Source organism: Vibrio gigantis (assembly GCF_024347515.1).
GTDB lineage: Bacteria > Pseudomonadota > Gammaproteobacteria > Enterobacterales > Vibrionaceae > Vibrio > Vibrio gigantis.
The window spans coordinates 29,861-46,127 of sequence record NZ_AP025493.1 but is presented as its reverse complement, the minus strand read 5'-3'; the positions used below and the strand labels follow the sequence as shown (position 1 = coordinate 46,127).

18 protein-coding genes are annotated in these 16,267 nt (G+C 44.8%); 12 read left to right on the top strand and 6 right to left on the bottom strand.

The window, feature by feature from the left end; all coding sequences use genetic code 11:
- Nucleotides 1-36: 36 nt before the first annotated feature.
- Nucleotides 37-435 carry a RidA family protein gene (locus OCV56_RS16345; protein WP_004730412.1) on the bottom strand — a complete coding sequence of 133 codons (399 nt, stop codon included), beginning with the start codon at nucleotides 433-435 and terminating at the stop codon, nucleotides 37-39.
- Nucleotides 436-592: 157 nt separating this feature from the next.
- On the opposite strand from OCV56_RS16345, the gene OCV56_RS16340 reads away from it, so the two are divergent.
- The 10 genes from OCV56_RS16340 to OCV56_RS16295 all read left to right on the top strand — a co-directional run bounded on the left by OCV56_RS16340 (nucleotide 593) and on the right by OCV56_RS16295 (nucleotide 9,136).
- The gene (locus tag OCV56_RS16340; RefSeq protein ID WP_086713782.1) at nucleotides 593-1,474 is read left to right on the top strand and encodes a LysR family transcriptional regulator; all 882 of its coding nucleotides are present in this window, start codon (nucleotides 593-595) and stop codon (nucleotides 1,472-1,474) included.
- Between the two features lie 762 nt (nucleotides 1,475-2,236).
- On the top strand, nucleotides 2,237-2,638 hold the full coding sequence (locus OCV56_RS16335) for a hypothetical protein (protein WP_086713781.1): 402 nt from the start codon (nucleotides 2,237-2,239) through the stop codon (nucleotides 2,636-2,638).
- Between the two features lies 1 nt (nucleotide 2,639).
- Nucleotides 2,640-3,410: a F0F1 ATP synthase subunit A gene (atpB, locus tag OCV56_RS16330; protein WP_048608583.1), complete on the top strand. Its 771-nt coding sequence runs from the start codon at nucleotides 2,640-2,642 to the stop codon at nucleotides 3,408-3,410.
- Nucleotides 3,411-3,456: 46 nt separating this feature from the next.
- Nucleotides 3,457-3,693, top strand: coding sequence for a F0F1 ATP synthase subunit C (gene atpE, locus OCV56_RS16325; RefSeq protein WP_004730405.1), 237 nt, complete (start codon nucleotides 3,457-3,459; stop codon nucleotides 3,691-3,693).
- 55 nt (nucleotides 3,694-3,748) lie between these two features.
- Nucleotides 3,749-4,219, top strand: coding sequence for a F0F1 ATP synthase subunit B (locus OCV56_RS16320; protein WP_086713780.1), 471 nt, complete (start codon nucleotides 3,749-3,751; stop codon nucleotides 4,217-4,219).
- A gap of 11 nt (nucleotides 4,220-4,230) precedes the next feature.
- Complete coding sequence (locus tag OCV56_RS16315; RefSeq protein ID WP_086713779.1) at nucleotides 4,231-4,782, top strand: F0F1 ATP synthase subunit delta; 552 nt, start codon at nucleotides 4,231-4,233, stop codon at nucleotides 4,780-4,782.
- Between the two features lie 9 nt (nucleotides 4,783-4,791).
- Nucleotides 4,792-6,333: a F0F1 ATP synthase subunit alpha gene (gene atpA / locus OCV56_RS16310; RefSeq protein ID WP_086713778.1), complete on the top strand. Its 1,542-nt coding sequence runs from the start codon at nucleotides 4,792-4,794 to the stop codon at nucleotides 6,331-6,333.
- A gap of 46 nt (nucleotides 6,334-6,379) precedes the next feature.
- Nucleotides 6,380-7,249 carry a F0F1 ATP synthase subunit gamma gene (gene atpG / locus OCV56_RS16305; RefSeq protein WP_086713777.1) on the top strand — a complete coding sequence of 290 codons (870 nt, stop codon included), beginning with the start codon at nucleotides 6,380-6,382 and terminating at the stop codon, nucleotides 7,247-7,249.
- A 43-nt stretch (nucleotides 7,250-7,292) separates the two neighbouring features.
- Entirely contained in the window at nucleotides 7,293-8,678 is a 1,386-nt protein-coding gene (gene atpD / locus OCV56_RS16300) for a F0F1 ATP synthase subunit beta (protein ID WP_086713776.1), read from the top strand.
- Nucleotides 8,679-8,692: 14 nt separating this feature from the next.
- Entirely contained in the window at nucleotides 8,693-9,136 is a 444-nt protein-coding gene (locus OCV56_RS16295) for a F0F1 ATP synthase subunit epsilon (protein ID WP_048660327.1), read from the top strand.
- Between the two features lie 145 nt (nucleotides 9,137-9,281).
- Here the strand turns inward: OCV56_RS16295 and OCV56_RS16290 are convergent, their stop codons facing one another.
- On the bottom strand, nucleotides 9,282-10,244 hold the full coding sequence (locus OCV56_RS16290) for a nitrilase family protein (protein WP_086713775.1): 963 nt from the start codon (nucleotides 10,242-10,244) through the stop codon (nucleotides 9,282-9,284).
- 106 nt (nucleotides 10,245-10,350) lie between these two features.
- Between OCV56_RS16290 and OCV56_RS16285 the strand changes: the two genes are divergently transcribed.
- Entirely contained in the window at nucleotides 10,351-11,253 is a 903-nt protein-coding gene (locus OCV56_RS16285; RefSeq protein ID WP_086713774.1) for a LysR family transcriptional regulator, read from the top strand.
- A 124-nt stretch (nucleotides 11,254-11,377) separates the two neighbouring features.
- Here the strand turns inward: OCV56_RS16285 and OCV56_RS16280 are convergent, their stop codons facing one another.
- The 4 genes from OCV56_RS16280 to hisD are packed head-to-tail and all read right to left on the bottom strand — an operon-like array spanning nucleotide 11,378 to nucleotide 15,141.
- Nucleotides 11,378-12,091: an alpha/beta fold hydrolase gene (locus tag OCV56_RS16280; protein WP_390903689.1), complete on the bottom strand. Its 714-nt coding sequence runs from the start codon at nucleotides 12,089-12,091 to the stop codon at nucleotides 11,378-11,380.
- A 2-nt stretch (nucleotides 12,092-12,093) separates the two neighbouring features.
- A complete protein-coding gene (locus tag OCV56_RS16275) occupies nucleotides 12,094-13,098 on the bottom strand; it encodes a cupin domain-containing protein (RefSeq protein WP_086713772.1) in 1,005 nt (334 codons plus the stop codon).
- Between the two features lie 17 nt (nucleotides 13,099-13,115).
- Nucleotides 13,116-13,847, bottom strand: a complete 732-nt coding sequence (locus OCV56_RS16270) for an SDR family NAD(P)-dependent oxidoreductase (RefSeq protein ID WP_086713771.1) — start codon at nucleotides 13,845-13,847, stop codon at nucleotides 13,116-13,118.
- Nucleotide 13,848: 1 nt separating this feature from the next.
- The gene (hisD, locus tag OCV56_RS16265) at nucleotides 13,849-15,141 is read right to left on the bottom strand and encodes a histidinol dehydrogenase (RefSeq protein ID WP_061031088.1); all 1,293 of its coding nucleotides are present in this window, start codon (nucleotides 15,139-15,141) and stop codon (nucleotides 13,849-13,851) included.
- Nucleotides 15,142-15,481: 340 nt separating this feature from the next.
- Between hisD and OCV56_RS16260 the strand changes: the two genes are divergently transcribed.
- Nucleotides 15,482-16,231: an HpcH/HpaI aldolase family protein gene (locus OCV56_RS16260; protein ID WP_086713770.1), complete on the top strand. Its 750-nt coding sequence runs from the start codon at nucleotides 15,482-15,484 to the stop codon at nucleotides 16,229-16,231.
- The last annotated feature ends 36 nt before the right edge of the window (nucleotides 16,232-16,267 follow it).

The following is a 16,267-nucleotide window of genomic DNA, read 5'->3' as shown; positions in this document are numbered from 1 at the left end:
GTTTTGATCCGCAAATAGCTTTAGTTCACAGTCTGATTATTCAGGTTGAGACGCCGATGCATAAACCACGAACTCGACCAGCATTTCTTCTCTTGCTAACCCTGCAACGACGACCGCAGCACGGTTTGGATAAGGTGCATTGAAGTATTCTCCGTATACGCTGTTTACCGTTTTTAGATATTCACGGTCTGTCACGTAAATCAGAACTTGCAGCACGGAATCCATAGATTCGCCTGCACACTCCAACGTATGAACAAGGTTGTTAAAAGTCTGACGCGTTTGCGCTTCAATACCGCCTTCTACTACTGCGCCAGTTTCATCAATTGGAATCTGCGCTGTGTATAGAGTGCCGTTATTAACGATTGCCCACTCTAGTGGTGCTTTTGAAGCAAAAAGCTCGGTTTTTACTGGGTGTTTTTTAGTTTGTGCGTTCACGATTCCATCCAACTTTGTAACAACTATGTTTCAAGATGGTTAAATACTGCACCTTGACGACTGATAAATCTAACGGTAAATTTTGTGCATTTGATAAATAAAATCTATCACCTTGCAAAAAGTAAGGTATAGCAAGGGCTAGAGAAGGATCGGTGCCATGAGTATTAAGCTACAACAGTTAAAACATTTTGTTTTAGTCGTCGAAGAAGGCGGGTTTCGAGCGGCATCTCACCGAGCAAATCGCTCGCAAGCGGCACTTTCTACTTCGATAAAGGAGCTTGAAAAAATACTAGGGCAACCTCTGTTTGAAACAGGCAACAAATCGACACTGACGCCTTTTGGAGAAATATGCTTGCCAAAAATCATTCAATTCTTAAATGTTTACAAAGCATTAGACAACGACCTACGCGCAGCAGCAGCAGGACAACAAGGAAGAGTTCGAATAGCGAGCGTGCCATCGGTCGCCGCAAAATTAATCCCTAGTGTTTTAGGGGCTTTTTGTGAACAGTACCCAAATGTAGAAGTGAGTTTGATTGATGATAATGCGGCAGGTGTAGAAGCAAGATTACTCTCTGGAGAGGTGGATGTTGCCCTCGGCAATAGTTCCCATTTAGAAGAAGAGAACATCGACTTCACGCCTTTGCTTTCTGATCCAATCGGTGTGGTGTGCCTAAAAGACAACCCTATCGCCTCTCAGCAAGAAGGAATCGAATGGCAAACTTTGTTAAAACAACCCTTCATTCGAAATGGGACTTGTACCCTACTTGACCCAACACCCGCACGCATGCTCAGCGAACAAGCTTTGTATTCAGTAGAGAACATTACGTCGCTGTTTTCGGTGTTAGAGCTCGGAATAGGCGTAACTACACTACCTAAACTGGCTTTTCCTACCAACGAAACACGCTTAGTGTGGATTCCATTAATTGACCCACCCTTGCAACGACAAATTGGTATTTTCAGATTGTCTGATCGTACGATCTCACCACAAGCACAGGCTTTTCATGACTTATGTATCCAATACCTCAGTTATGAAGAGTAATAAGCGAACCTAGATTAAGTAAATGGCAGCACTTTGCTGCCATTTACTTCCCCAAAACTTGGTGTCTCTTCTCCAGCACCATGCTTCTCACGCACCCAATCATCACCTTCATTTCTCCAGCACCATGCTTCTCACGCACCCAATCATCACCTTCATTCCTATAACATCAACATTTAGGCGCTGAATTTTCACTCTCATGTATGCAAATAATGACAAAGTAACAACAATATAAAAAATATTCGCTTACTGATAAGGAGCGACGTACGTTTAATTTATCAGACAAACGGGACCTTCCATTATCGCCTCAAACAAGCGTAATCTCTCTCAAAACCACACTTGGCAATTCAGCTAATAAATGAGCCTAAGTGTTTGAATAATCTTAATTGATAAGATCATAAGTTGATAAGTTCGCTCGCAGAACCCTTCCCCAAAGTCCCTCTTTTTCATATGGATAAAGCATCTTAAATATTCATGAATAAAGTAATAAAACGATTACTTTCATAAATGAAAAACTCTCATTTCAAAAATGGAATTATTGATATCAATATTTGTCGTTTTGATCACATAATTTTAGGCGTAATTTATATTTTGTCGAAACGATAGCGAATTAGTTTAATTCGTTTCATTTCGTCAGGAGATATAAAACCAGCAAGGGTTTTTCTTTAAAGCAAATCAAGTGTTATTAACAAGTGAAATGTAGTAACAAGTTAAATTTAAACTGTGTTTTATATTAACTTACACTGTTTAACATAAGGTTTTATTATGAGGCTTAATGGGATTAGTAGCGACATCCTTGTTGCCGCTAAAAGAGTTGTTCTCTGCCAAATAGTATTAGCCATCGGTGTAGTTTTATATGAAGTGTTTTTTGGTAATAAAGTAGATATGGAATCATCAGCTTTGGGCATTGTAATTGCGATGTTGCCACCGCTGTTTGGATTTATATATGCAAGCCTAAAGGTGCGTAAGAACCCTAATTATAGTTTACGTGACTTAATGCAAATGAGTCGTGTCGTAAAAATAACATATACGTTTTTAATGTTTATCTTGGCATTCCAGTTCTTCAAACTGGATAACCCAGTAATATTATATGCGTACATATTTACTATGATTGGATACTTCTTAACGCCGTTTATTACCGCCTCTAATAGATCGGAGTACGCGTAGTATGGATCAAGTAACTACCGCTCACGAATACATAGAGCATCACTTAACCTTCTTAACTACAGGTGATGGGTTCTGGGCGTTTAACATTGACTCGATGTTGGTATCTTGGATTACAGGTTTACTTTTCATCGGTGCATTTCGGTATGTAGCCACTCGTGGCACTAGCGGCGTTCCAGGTCGTTTTCAATGTTTTATCGAGCTTGTCTTTGACTTCGTTAATAATCTCGTCAAAGAAATTTTTCAAGCGGAAGATAAATTAATAGGACCACTGGCATTAACCACTTTTGTTTGGGTGTTGTTAATGAATGCAGTCGACCTATTACCCATTGATTTAATCCCGGGATTAACCCGAGCTGTGGGTCTAGAGCACTTTAGAGACCTACCAACAGCAGACGTAAATATACCAATGTCCATGGCACTCGGTGTGTTTATTCTACTGTTAACCTATACATTTAAAAATAAAGGTTTGAAAGGCTTTATCAAAGAGCTAACTACTCAGCCATTTGATAACCCTCTTTTATATCCTGTTAACTTAGTTCTTGAATTAATAACATTAATTTCAAAGCCAATATCACTAGGCTTACGATTATTCGGAAATATGTATGCAGGCGAGATGATATTCATCCTTATTGCGCTAATGCCTTGGTGGATGCAGTGGGCACTGAGTGTACCTTGGGCTTTATTCCACATATTAATCGTATTCTTACAAGCATTTATATTTATGGTACTGACCGTTGTTTATTTAGGAATGGCAACAGAAGAACACCACTAATTAATAACTAAAAAATTAACTAACAAATTATTTATCGGAGATACAAATGGATATCGTAAGCGCAGTTTTATATGTAGCAGGTGCATTACTGATCGGTTTAGGCGCAGCAGGTGCTGCATCTGGTATTGGTAACTTAGCAGGTAAATACCTTGAAGGTGTTGCGCGTCAACCAGACCTTACTCCAATGCTTCGTACTCAATTCTTCATCATGATGGGTCTTGTGGATGCTGTACCGATGATCGGTGTTGGTATCGGTCTATACATCATCTTCGCTGTGGCTTAATCAAACAGCTTTGAAAAGATCGATTTATACATAATCAAGATTTAGTGAGGAAGGTATGAACTTAAATGCAAGCATGTTTGGACAAGCAATCTCATTCGTGATTTTTGTTTGGCTCTGCATGAAATATGTATGGCCCCCTCTCACCGCGATGTTAGACGAGCGCCAAAAAGAAATCGCTGATGGTTTACGCCACTCAGAGAACGCTGCGAAAGAGCTAGAACTAGCAAAATCCAATGGCGCACAACTCATCGAAGATGCAAGAAAGAATGTGACTGAACTGATTGAACAAGGCCGAAAACGCCGCAACGAAATCATCAGCTTAGCGCAACAAGAAGCCGAACAAGAAAAGGCACGCATCTTAGAACAAGGTAGAGCTGAGCTAGAAGGCGAACGCCAAAAGATACGCCGTGAACTTCAGGCGGATATGGCAGACGCAGTGATTCAAAGTGCACAGAAATTGATTAGCAAAAATCTAGATTCCGCAACGAACCGCGCGCTGGTTGACCAAATGATTAGCGAACTCTAAGGAGAAGCAATATGTCAGATTACACCAATATTGCTCATCCCTACGCCAAAGCATCGTTTGAATTCGCTTTAGGTGAGAACCAGTTACAAGAGTGGCACTCAATGCTGTCCATTCTTGTGGCTGTCGCGGAAGAAGAAACAATCGCTAGTCAGATTTCGTCTGCAGAAGGTGCTCCTACACAACAAACCGAAGAGTTGGCAAACCTCATCATTCATATTTGCCAAGGCCTCGTTGATGACCACGTCATTAATCTCATTCGAGTCTTGGCCGAGAACGGCCGCCTTTCTGTTGTAAGAGACCTGTTTGAATTGTTCTGCGAGCTCAAGGACGAACATGAACGTGTAGTGCCTGTCACTGTCACCAGTTCAGAAATACTGACACAAGATCAAGTTACGTCATTAACAGCTGCACTTGAGAAGAAATTAGAGCGTCAGGTTGAAATGAAGCAGGTTATTGATGACACGCTAGTGGGTGGAATGGTCATCAAGGCGGGTGAAACCGTGATCGATGGTTCGTTAAACACATCAATTGACCGATTGGCTCATCAACTTCACGCGAGATAGGTAACAATTATGCAATTAAACTCAAATGAAATCAGCGATCTAATCAAAGAACGCATCTCGAAATTTAATGTGAGCACCGAAGCTCGCAACGAAGGCACTATCGTATCGGTTCGTGATGGCATCATCACAATCAATGGCCTTGCTGATGTCATGCAAGGCGAGATGATCGAGCTACCAGGTGGCAAGTACGCACTTGCACTTAACCTAGACACCCACTCTGTTGGCGCGGTGGTAATGGGTCCTTACATTGACCTTTCTGAAGGCATGAAAGTGAAAGGCACGGGGCGCATCTTAGAAGTACCTGTCGGTAACGGACTTCTGGGACGTGTAGTGAACACCTTAGGTGAACCGATTGATGGTAAAGGCCCAATAAGTTGTGACCGTCTTGACCCAGTAGAAGTCATTGCACCAGGGGTAATTGAACGTAAGTCTGTAGACCAGCCAATTCAGACTGGCTATAAAGCTGTAGATACCATGGTACCTATTGGTCGTGGTCAACGTGAGCTGATCATCGGTGACCGTCAGACAGGTAAAACCGCTTTGGCAATCGATGCGATCATCAACCAAAAAGATTCTGGCATCAAATGCGTGTATGTGGCAATTGGTCAGAAAGCATCAACCATCGCTAACGTTGTTCGCAAGCTCGAAGAGCACGATGCACTTAAAAACACCATCGTGGTTGTTGCATCTGCATCAGAATCAGCAGCGCTGCAATACCTAGCACCCTACGCGGGTTGCACCATGGGTGAATACTTCCGTGACCGCGGTGAAGATGCACTGATCATTTATGATGATCTATCCAAACAAGCGGTAGCGTACCGTCAAATCTCATTGCTACTTAAACGCCCACCGGGTCGTGAAGCCTTCCCTGGCGACGTATTCTACCTTCACTCACGCCTACTAGAACGTGCAGCAAGAGTGAATGCAGAGTATGTAGAAAAGTTCACTAACGGTGAAGTTAAAGGCCAAACTGGCTCATTAACCGCGCTTCCTATCATTGAAACTCAAGCGGGTGACGTGTCTGCGTTCGTACCAACCAACGTAATCTCAATCACTGACGGTCAGGTTTTCCTACAAACCCAATTGTTTAACTCAGGTCTACGTCCTGCAGTCGATCCGGGGATCTCAGTATCTCGTGTGGGTGGTGCGGCACAGTGCAAGATCATCAAGAAATTGTCTGGTGGTATCCGTACTTCATTAGCTCAATACCGCGAGCTAGCGGCATTCGCTCAGTTCTCTTCTGATTTAGATGAGATGACCCGAAAACAACTCGACCATGGTGAGCGTGTAACCGAATTAATGAAACAAAAGCAATACTCTCCTATGTCGGTCGCTGAGCAAGCAACGGTTATTTACGCAGCAGAGAAAGGCTATCTCGCGGGTGTTGAACTAAACAACATAGCCCGTTTTGAAGAAGAGCTGATCGCTTACGCCAAAGGTCAAAACCCAGCATTATTCGACAAAATTAACGCGACTGGCGATTACAACGACAACATCGAGAGTGCTCTTAAAGAGATTCTAGATGGTTTTGTTGGCATGAAAGCTTGGTAAGTGCTCCGGTTTGTTAGCTGGAAATCAAAACAAATAGGAGCAGATTATGGCAAGTACTAAAGAAATTCGCACCAAGATAGCCAGTGTTAGTAACACTCAGAAAATCACCAGTGCAATGGAAATGGTTGCAGCAAGTAAGATGCGCAAAGTTCAAGACAACATGACGCAAACGCGGCCTTACGCCGAGAACATGCGCCAAGTTATCTCTCATGTCGCATCGGGTTCACTGGAGTACCAGCACCCATACCTGCAACAGCGTGAACCAAAGCGTGTTGCTTACATCATTATCTCGTCCGATCGAGGCTTGTGTGGTGGCTTGAACTCAAACTTGTTCAAGAAAGTGTTAGAGGAAATGGAGCAATGGCGCACTAAAGGAGTCGAGGTAGAGACAACCTTAATTGGCTCGAAAGCTATCTCGTTCTTCCAGCGCGGCGGCAATGTCATCGCGCAAACGTCAGGCCTTGGCGATACACCTAAACTAGAAGACATTTTAGGTACGGTAAATGCGATGTTAGGGCATTACGACGAAGGCAAAATCGATAGCTTGTATCTCGTTTACAACCAATTCGTCAACACCATGGTTCAAGCGCCAACGACGTTACAATTGCTCCCCCACCCTTCAGATTCTGAGGCTGGTAGTGAGCCTAAAAAAGCGCGTCGTTGGGACTACATCTATGAGCAAGCGCCCAAAGACATACTCTCAGAACTGTTACATCGATACATCGAATCACAAGTGTATCAAGGCATCGTTGAGAGCATTGCCTGTGAGCAAGCAGCCCGAATGGTGGCCATGAAAGCGGCCACCGATAATGCAGGCCAACTCATTGATGATTTGCAGTTGGTATATAACAAAGCGAGACAGGCTGCGATTACCCAAGAGCTGAGTGAAATAGTCTCAGGTGCCCAAGCTGTCTAAGGGCAGACAAGAGCGGGTCAGAACAGAATTTGAGGATTTAAGAATGAGTGTTGGAAAAATAGTTAAAGTAATCGGCGCTGTGGTTGACGTCGAATTCAGCGGCGGCAACAGCCCTCGCGTTTATGATGCATTGAAAGTCACCAGCGACGAAGCAAGCTCGCTAGTATTGGAAGTTCAGCAACAACTTGGCGGCAACATCGTTCGTTGTATTGCAATGGGTACGTCTGATGGCTTGCGCCGCGGCCTAACCGTTGAAAACACAGGCTCTCCAATCACAGTCCCTGTAGGCGAAGAAACGCTAGGCCGAATCATGAACGTGCTTGGTCAACCTATCGATGAGTGTGGTGAGATCGGTCAGAAAGAAAGCTACGAAATTCACCGAGAAGCCCCCTCCTATGAAGAACAAGCCAACAGCACCGAGCTTCTAGAGACAGGTGTTAAGGTTATCGACCTTATTTGTCCTTTCGCTAAGGGCGGTAAAATCGGTCTGTTCGGTGGTGCGGGTGTAGGTAAAACCGTCAACATGATGGAGCTTATCAACAACATCGCCAAAGCCCACTCAGGTTTGTCTGTATTTACCGGTGTAGGTGAACGTACTCGTGAAGGTAACGATTTCTACTACGAGATGAAAGAAGCTGGCGTATTAGACAAAGTTGCCATGGTTTACGGTCAAATGAACGAGCCACCTGGAAACCGTCTACGTGTTGCACTTACTGGCCTGACTATGGCTGAGCGCTTTCGTGATGAAGGTCGTGACGTACTATTGTTCATTGATAACATCTACCGTTACACGCTTGCGGGTACAGAGGTTTCAGCACTATTAGGTCGTATGCCTTCCGCGGTAGGTTACCAACCAACGCTGGCTGAAGAGATGGGTGTGCTTCAAGAACGTATCACTTCAACTAGACAGGGCTCTATCACGTCTATCCAAGCGGTATACGTACCAGCGGATGATTTGACTGACCCATCACCTGCAACAACCTTTGCTCACTTAGATGCGACCGTTGTACTGTCTCGTAACATCGCTGCATTGGGTCTATACCCTGCGATTGACCCGTTAGATTCGACGTCTCGTCAATTGGATCCTCTTGTGGTTGGTCAAGAGCATTACGACATTGCACAAACAGTTCAAACAACGTTGCAACGCTACAAAGAACTAAAAGACATCATCGCGATTCTTGGTATGGATGAGCTTTCAACTGAAGATAAACAGATTGTATCTCGTGCTCGTAAGATTGAACGTTTCTTAACTCAGCCTTACCACGTAGCAGAAGTGTTTACCGGTCAGAAAGGTGTATTCGTACCGCTGAGCGAAACGCTAAGAGGCTTCAAAGGTCTGTTAAGTGGCGAGTATGACGACATCCCAGAGCAAGCGTTCTTGTACTGTGGCTCTATCGACGAAGTGCTTAAAAAAGCAAAATCACTCTAAGAGGTAGGTGCACCATGGCTATCGGAATTACAGATAATACATTTCAACTTAATATTGTAAGTGCGGAAGGTACGCTGTTTTCAGGTCCAGCGTATGCCCTAGCCGTTTCTGGCGCGGATGGTGAGCTGGGTATCCGCCCCGGTCACTCCCCGCTGCTCAGCAAAATAAAACCGGGCGTGACGGTATTTGTCACAGACCCTAAATCAGAGGGGCAAGTGCTTTATGTCTCTGGCGGGATGCTGGAAGTTCAACCCGATGTGGTAACGGTTTTGGCCGATACTGCCTTGCATGGTAAAGACATCGACCGCGCTCGTGCAGAAGAAGCGAAATATGCGGCTCTAGAGAACATCAACAAGGGCAATATAGACATTAACTTTGCACAAGCTCAGCTAGAATTGGCGAAAGCCGTTGCTCAGTTACGTGCATCAGAACTGACGTCTTCTCGCACAAGACACTGAGAATAAAACGTCGATGTGTAAATAGTCCACCCACTTAAACATGATTTAAGTGGGTGGACTACATCAGGCTTTCTCTCCTATTTTTCAACTCTCCCCTCCCTTTGAACCTCCCCTAGTGCATCCTTTTCCACCAGCACTTACAAAATTACTTCTCTGCAAAACGTGCTTGGTGCGGATCAAGTTCATGGCCTAACGGCTGTGTAAGTGAATGATATAACTCTGGCTTACGACCACGGATCCAGCGCCTGCCAGTACACATATTCAACTCTTCGGCTTTCAGTTCCGCAATCACCATGTCGTTATCAACACTGTCTGTCTCAGTAATAATTTCACCATAGGGGCTTAGGATCATCGCATTGCCCGTTCTGACTTCATCCATATCAACGCCCACACCATTACTAAACACCACAAACAGGCCATTGTCGTGCGCTCTTGCAGGCAGCCAACGCATTAGCCACTCTCGGCCATTCTTGCCCTGCATTTCAGCTCTAATCGCTTGCGGATTTTCATCTCGGTTAAACCATAGCTCCGGATCAATCCGCTTCATCGCGTTCGGGCTGCGTGATTGGCAACCGCCCGTCTGATGCGGTGCAATCAATACATCAGCTCCTTTCAAAGCGGTGATTCGTACGTTCTCGACCAAGTTGTTATCCCAACAAATCAAGATACCGACTTTGCAACCATGAGGCGTATCAAACACCGTGTATTGGTCGCCGCTACTCATATATGGGCTTACGAAAGTGTGCAATTTGCGATGTTTTTGTACTTCGCCATTTGGCATCGCGAACACATAAGTGTTGTATAACTCGCCATCCACACCCTGCTCTATCAAGCCTGCGCCCACACTCATTCCAAATTGTACTGCCAACGAAACGAGCTGTTGAGTGGCTTCGCCGCTCGGTACTGGCTCCGCCAGTGCTTTAATTTCATCTCGCGCTAAAGAAGACACATGCCAGTAGCCAGTAATACACATCTCTGGGAAGCTGATGATCTCCACACCACTGTCCGCAGCTTGTTGAACGTAATGCTCAATCACCGATAAGTTGTAGGCCTTGTCGCCTGCATGATGGTTAAACTGCACCGACGCAACTTTGATGTCTTTCTTCATGATTAGTCCTCAAGTTCTGCTTTGTCTAATTGGGTATGACTTCAGTATAAAAAATCGATTCAATTCCATATAATGAAATATATTCTTAATTCAATAAGCATTTGGAATGGAATTCGATCTACTCAAAGCATTCTGTCAGTTGGCTAAATCGGGCAATTACCGTTTGGCGTCAGAGCAGCTCTACATCACTCAACCGGCACTCACTAAAAAGATTCAACGACTTGAATCCAACATAGGGGCATCTCTGTTTTCTCGTGGCAGAAATGGCGCAGAGTTGACGCACGCAGGAAAGACGTTGTTGGTAGAAGCCCAACGCTTGGTCGATTCAATGCAAGCCTTTGAGCAGCTTTCAGGCTCAGTAGTGAATGGAACTCGGGGACATTTGAACATTGGCTTTGGTGTTTCCACTTATCATGAAGCACCCAAGCTTATTGCGGTTTATAAACAGCAATATCCAGACGTTCATGTCACCTTAAATGACACACCTTCTAAGCAGCAGACGGATGAGTTATTGAGCCATGATCTCGATATCAGCTTCAATCGAATACCCGACTCTTCGGATTTAGAAAGCCTAACGCTTTTCGATGACTCCCTTGTAATTGCGATACACAAAGATCTTCTCCAGCAAGCTCCCAAGTTGAGCTCGAATAACCCAAGTCAGGCAATATCTGAACTATCGAATTGGCCTTATCTAAAGCTAGCTCAACACCGTGGCCCCGGATTAGACAGACAGATTCAACAATATTGCCTAGCGAATCATCTCGACCTATCAAAGGCGCAAGAAGCCGATGATATTCTTACCTTGCTAGCCTTAGTATCGGCCAATATTGGCTTCACCATAGTGCCGAGCAGCGCACAGTACATTACCAAAACCAACGTCGAGTTCATCTCGTTAAAGGGTGAACATGCCGCTTGGCCTGTCGGATTGATATGGAATGAAGAGCGTGAAAATCCACTCAGGGATAGGTTTGTAGAGTTTGTGGCGAAGCAGGTAGGAAGCAGCTTATAAGTCAGCTATGGCTTTTAATGCTTAAGTACAATGCCAGTGCGGGGACAAGTGCAATATAAAGCGCACTGCACTTTATATTGCATACTCGACATGAAAAGTGGCTTCTTCAGCTCACGATAAAGAATCACAGCTGACTGGCTTCAAACCAACTACGAATATGCTGCGCAACAATCTTAGTCTGCTCCATTGTCGATAAGTGTCCGCAATCAGGAATGACATGAAGTGATACCTGCTTGATGTGTTTTGCCATTAGCAGGTGATTATCGATTGGACATAACAGGTCATCTTTACCTGTGATGATCAACGTAGGAACCTGAATATCGGCCAGTAGTGGTCTCGCGTCAGGACGAGTCGCCAAAGCTTGAGCGTGAGCTTCAAACCGTTCAACGCCAATATTATTCGCCATTTGCGTGATTCTTTGAGTCAACTCTTGATTCGCTAGCTGGTTCGGATGAATAAGCACTGGCATTAAGATATCAGGTGTTATTGACTCAAACTCCCCTGCTTTTGCTTTATCAACCAAGGCGTTTCTCTTCTCTGACACTTCCGGCTTTTCATCTGCAGAATTGGTGTCCATTAAGATCAAGCCTTTCACGCGTTGTGGCGCTTGTCGAAAGACTTCAAACGCAAGAATGCCGCCCATAGATAAACCACCAAGCACGAAACTTTCCGGGGCGTTCTCTAGCACTTTACTCGCTAAGGCTTGCATGGATGTGTCAGTTCCCAAGTCACAAGTAAAAGGAGCCACCCAATCGGGCAGCTCTTTATTGACGTCTTGAAACAACGCTTCATCACATAACAAACCAGGTAACCATAACAGTGGTACTTCTGGTTTCATCATTAATTATCCTGCAGTGTTTGTGGTTGGTCAGAACCCAATACCACGTAAGTGAAGCTCGTGCCTCTGAGGTTCTCAAGGCTGTACGATGCACCTGCAGGTACACTAAAGACGTCGCCAGTCGTCAACACCAGTTGAGCTTGTTCGCCATCTTGCACTAGGTTAAGCAAAGTATCGCCTTCAAAGTTAATCAACACCTGCTTTTCGTCACGTTGGTGAACAGGAATACTCGCACCTTCCGTTAACTCGTACGCCATGATACTTACGTCATCCACGCTTTTAACTTGGAAGTCATAACTCGCAGATGGGTGGCCTGTTAATGCAAACTGTTTAACACCAGGCTTGTCAAAGTCGCCCGAGATTTCTCGGTAATCCTTTTTCAGTGCAACGAAAGGCATCATCTGTTCAGCCGTATACGTATCGAACTTGCTCAGTTCTTCTTCCGATAACAGTGGCATCAGATCAGATTGATTTGGCACAACATCACCGTCAATCGTATCAACCAATGTGCCGTCTGCTTTGAGGTATAAACCGTAGCCTTGGCTGTCTGTGATCACGCTTGGGTGCCAAACCACGCCACCGCCAGAGTTGTCACCACCTAACACAGAGTACATAAAGCCGTAATCACGCCCTACAACCTCAAAGCCTCGGAACAGGTTAGTTGGAATCGAGATAACATCACCGTGCGACAATACCGCTTCGTGTTCACCTTCATTACCCCAGTAGAATCTAAACTGACCTTTGAAAACCACGAATAGCTCAGCAGTATGATGAGAGTGCAGAGAGTTCTTGATGCCTGGAGGCTGACCCGCCGCACCAATGTTAAAGCCTGCCGTTTCACGGATATGAACATGCTGACGGCTGCTTTCAGCCACACCAGCACCGATGATACAGAAGTTGTCTTTTAGGTCGCTTCCCGGTGTACGTGCATCAATGAAAGCACTCGTGCCTGGGATAAGCTCCATGTAACGAACGAGATTGTTATTTATTGTAGTTTGTAGAGTCATTCTAAATTCCTTCTTACCTAACCTAGCGGTCTTCCACCATCGACTGCGATGGTGTTACCGGTTGAAAATGTCAGTAGCTCTGCAGCTGCATAAACGGCGTTGGCAACCTCTTCGTCACTCGCTAATCGTTTAAGCGGTGTTGACTGCTCTTGTGCATTGCGCCATTCATCGTCTAAGCCTTTGACAAATTCGGTATCCACTAAGCCAGGAGCAACAGCGAGCACTCGGATATCTGGAGATAAAGCACGGCCTAATGAACGAGTCATGTTTTCAACCGCTGATTTACTCGCACAATACGCCACGTTACTACCCATTGCCGTTTGTGCTGCAATCGAAGTTATGTTCACTACGCAACCCTTAGCGCTGCGAAGTAACGGCTCAAACGCGCGAACCATCGCAAATGGAGCTCGAACATTGACGCGGAAGATCTTGTCTATCAGCTCATCATTCAAAGACGCTAAATCATTGTGCGCGACAAACTTCGTCATACCTGCACAGTTCACTAGCAAGCCTAATGAATCCGACGACTCTTTAACTTGGTCTGCTAATGCGCCAATCGCAGAGCTGTCTTCAACATTCAGTTGATACATGGCATGACCTGAACCTTGCAAGCTGTCCAAGATCTGTTGTGCTGCAACCTCATTGCTGTTGTAGGTAAACACAACGCGATAGCCAGATTGCGCTAATTTGTGACATATGGCGGCACCGATGCCGCCACTGCCGCCTGTAACTAAGGCGAGTTTTGTCATGTTATGCCTCTACCGATTTTTCTTTGTAGCGACGTACACGAATGTCTGCTTGCTCTTTGTGACCAGCGAAACCTTCTAGTGCACATAGACGTGAACAGTACTCACCGACTTTTAGTGAAGCCGCTTCAGTTACGCGCTGGTAAGTACATGTTTTAATGAATTTACCAACCCACAGACCGCCGGTGTAGCGCGCTGCTTTGTTTGTTGGCAGAGTATGGTTAGTACCGATACATTTATCGCCGTAAGAAACGTTTGTCTCACGACCTAAGAACAATGCGCCGTAATTCGTCATGTTATCTAGGAAGTACTTAGGATCTTTTGTCATTACTTGTACATGTTCAGAAGCAATGTCATCTGCTACTTCAACCATTTCTTCGTAGCTATCACACACAATAACTTGACCGTAGTTTTCCCAAGCCTTACCTGCCACTTCAGCAGTAGGAAGAATCGTTAGCTGACGCTCAATCTCTTTTACTGTCTCTTCTGCAAAAGTTTCGCTATTGGTTAGCAGTACCGCTGGAGAGTTGTAACCGTGCTCAGCTTGACCAAGTAAGTCCGCCGCTGCTAATTCAGGGTCACATCCCTCTTCGTCTGCAATCACTAGCGTTTCTGTTGGGCCAGCGAACAAGTCAATACCAACACGACCAAACAGCTGACGTTTTGCCTCTGCAACAAATGCGTTACCAGGGCCAACAATCATATCTACTGGAGCAATCGTTTCTGTACCCAGTGCCATCGCACCTACCGCTTGTACACCACCAAAACAGTAAATCTCATCCGCACCAGCCATCGCCATTGCCGCAACAATCGCCACATTTGGTTGACCATTAAAAGGAGGAGCACAAGCAATTACACGCTTCACGCCTGCCACTTTCGCAGTAAGAACACTCATGTGCGCTGATGCAACCAATGGGTACTTACCACCTGGGATGTAACAACCAACACTGTTTACTGGCACGTTTTTGTGGCCTAGTACAACACCCGGCATGGTCTCTACTTCTACATCATGCATTGAGTCACGTTGGATCTGAGCGAAGTTACGAACCTGTGTTTGTGCAAATTCAATGTCGTGCTTAGTAGATTCGTCCAATGCGTCCACACATGCCTGAATTTGGTCATCTGTTAAGCGAAACTGCTCCGGAGACCAGTTATCAAATTTTTCTGAAAGCTCACGTACTGCACTGTCACCTTTCTTTTCGATGTCAGAAAGAATGTTCTCAACCGTTTGACGTACTTGCGCGTTGTTTGATGCTGATGCTTCTTCAGTGATGCCGTGTTTTAGAATGCGAGCCATGCTTAGTTCTCCTTGTGGCGTATGCCTAGTGTTTGCTTATTTGTAGTTTTAACAGAGTTTATTTTTGTTTTGTATACTTTTGGATACGAATGCAAAACAAACATAAACATTTTTTTAACACTTGGCAAATTCATTTCTCAACTTAGAAAATCAAAGTCAAGCCATTGTTTTAAATAACAAAAACACTTATCAGCGGTTAGTTACGATGCCTATCAGATTAAAATACAGTCAATTTATGTTGCATTGATCACATTGTTTTTACTCTTTTTTTACAACAGCACATGTTAAGTTTTGCATACCTTTGCAAAAACAAATGAAAAGTAATGGAGAATAGAAAGTAATGGATAACTTCAAGAACACACTAAGCAACACCGAACTACTTGGTACCTTTGTCAAAACCCCTCACCCACACATCATCGAAGTGCTTGCGTTGGCAGATCTTCCTTTCGTTGTGCTAGATGCGGAACACGCCCCTTTTGATAGAACGACATTGGATAGCTGTATTCTTGCTGCGCGCGCTAATCAGCTCCCTTGCGTAGTTCGAGTTCAAGATAGCCAGCCATCGACCATTTTGAATGCGTTAGATTGCGGAGCGACAGGAATCCAGATCCCACACGTATGCAGTGCAGAGCAAGCAGAAAAGTTAGTGAAAATGTCCCATTACGGTGAAGGTGGCCGAGGCTATGCAGGTTCAAGCCGCGCAGCAAAATACGCAACCAAACCGATGGCCAACCACCTGAAAGATAGCCAGAACAACACGGTTGTCATCGCACAAATTGAAGACCCAGAGGGTGTGGTAAACGCTGAATCGATAGCAAAAGCGGAAGGCATTGATGCACTGTTTATTGGACAAGTCGATTTGGCCGTGTCTTACGGTGCTGAAAGTGTGAATGATGAATGCGTGCGAGAAGCGAGCATCAAAATAATCAAAGCAGCTCAGCAAGTTAACAAACCCGTTGGTATGTTTGTTGCGAATGCTCAAGCGGCTCGTCACTGGAAAGAGCTCGGCGTTAACTTCTTTTGCGTCGGTTCTGAACACAAAATGATCATTGATGGCTTTCGAAATGAGCAAGCCGTCATGAATTCATAAATTTTCTTTGTGATTTCAAATGTTACACGTATTGTA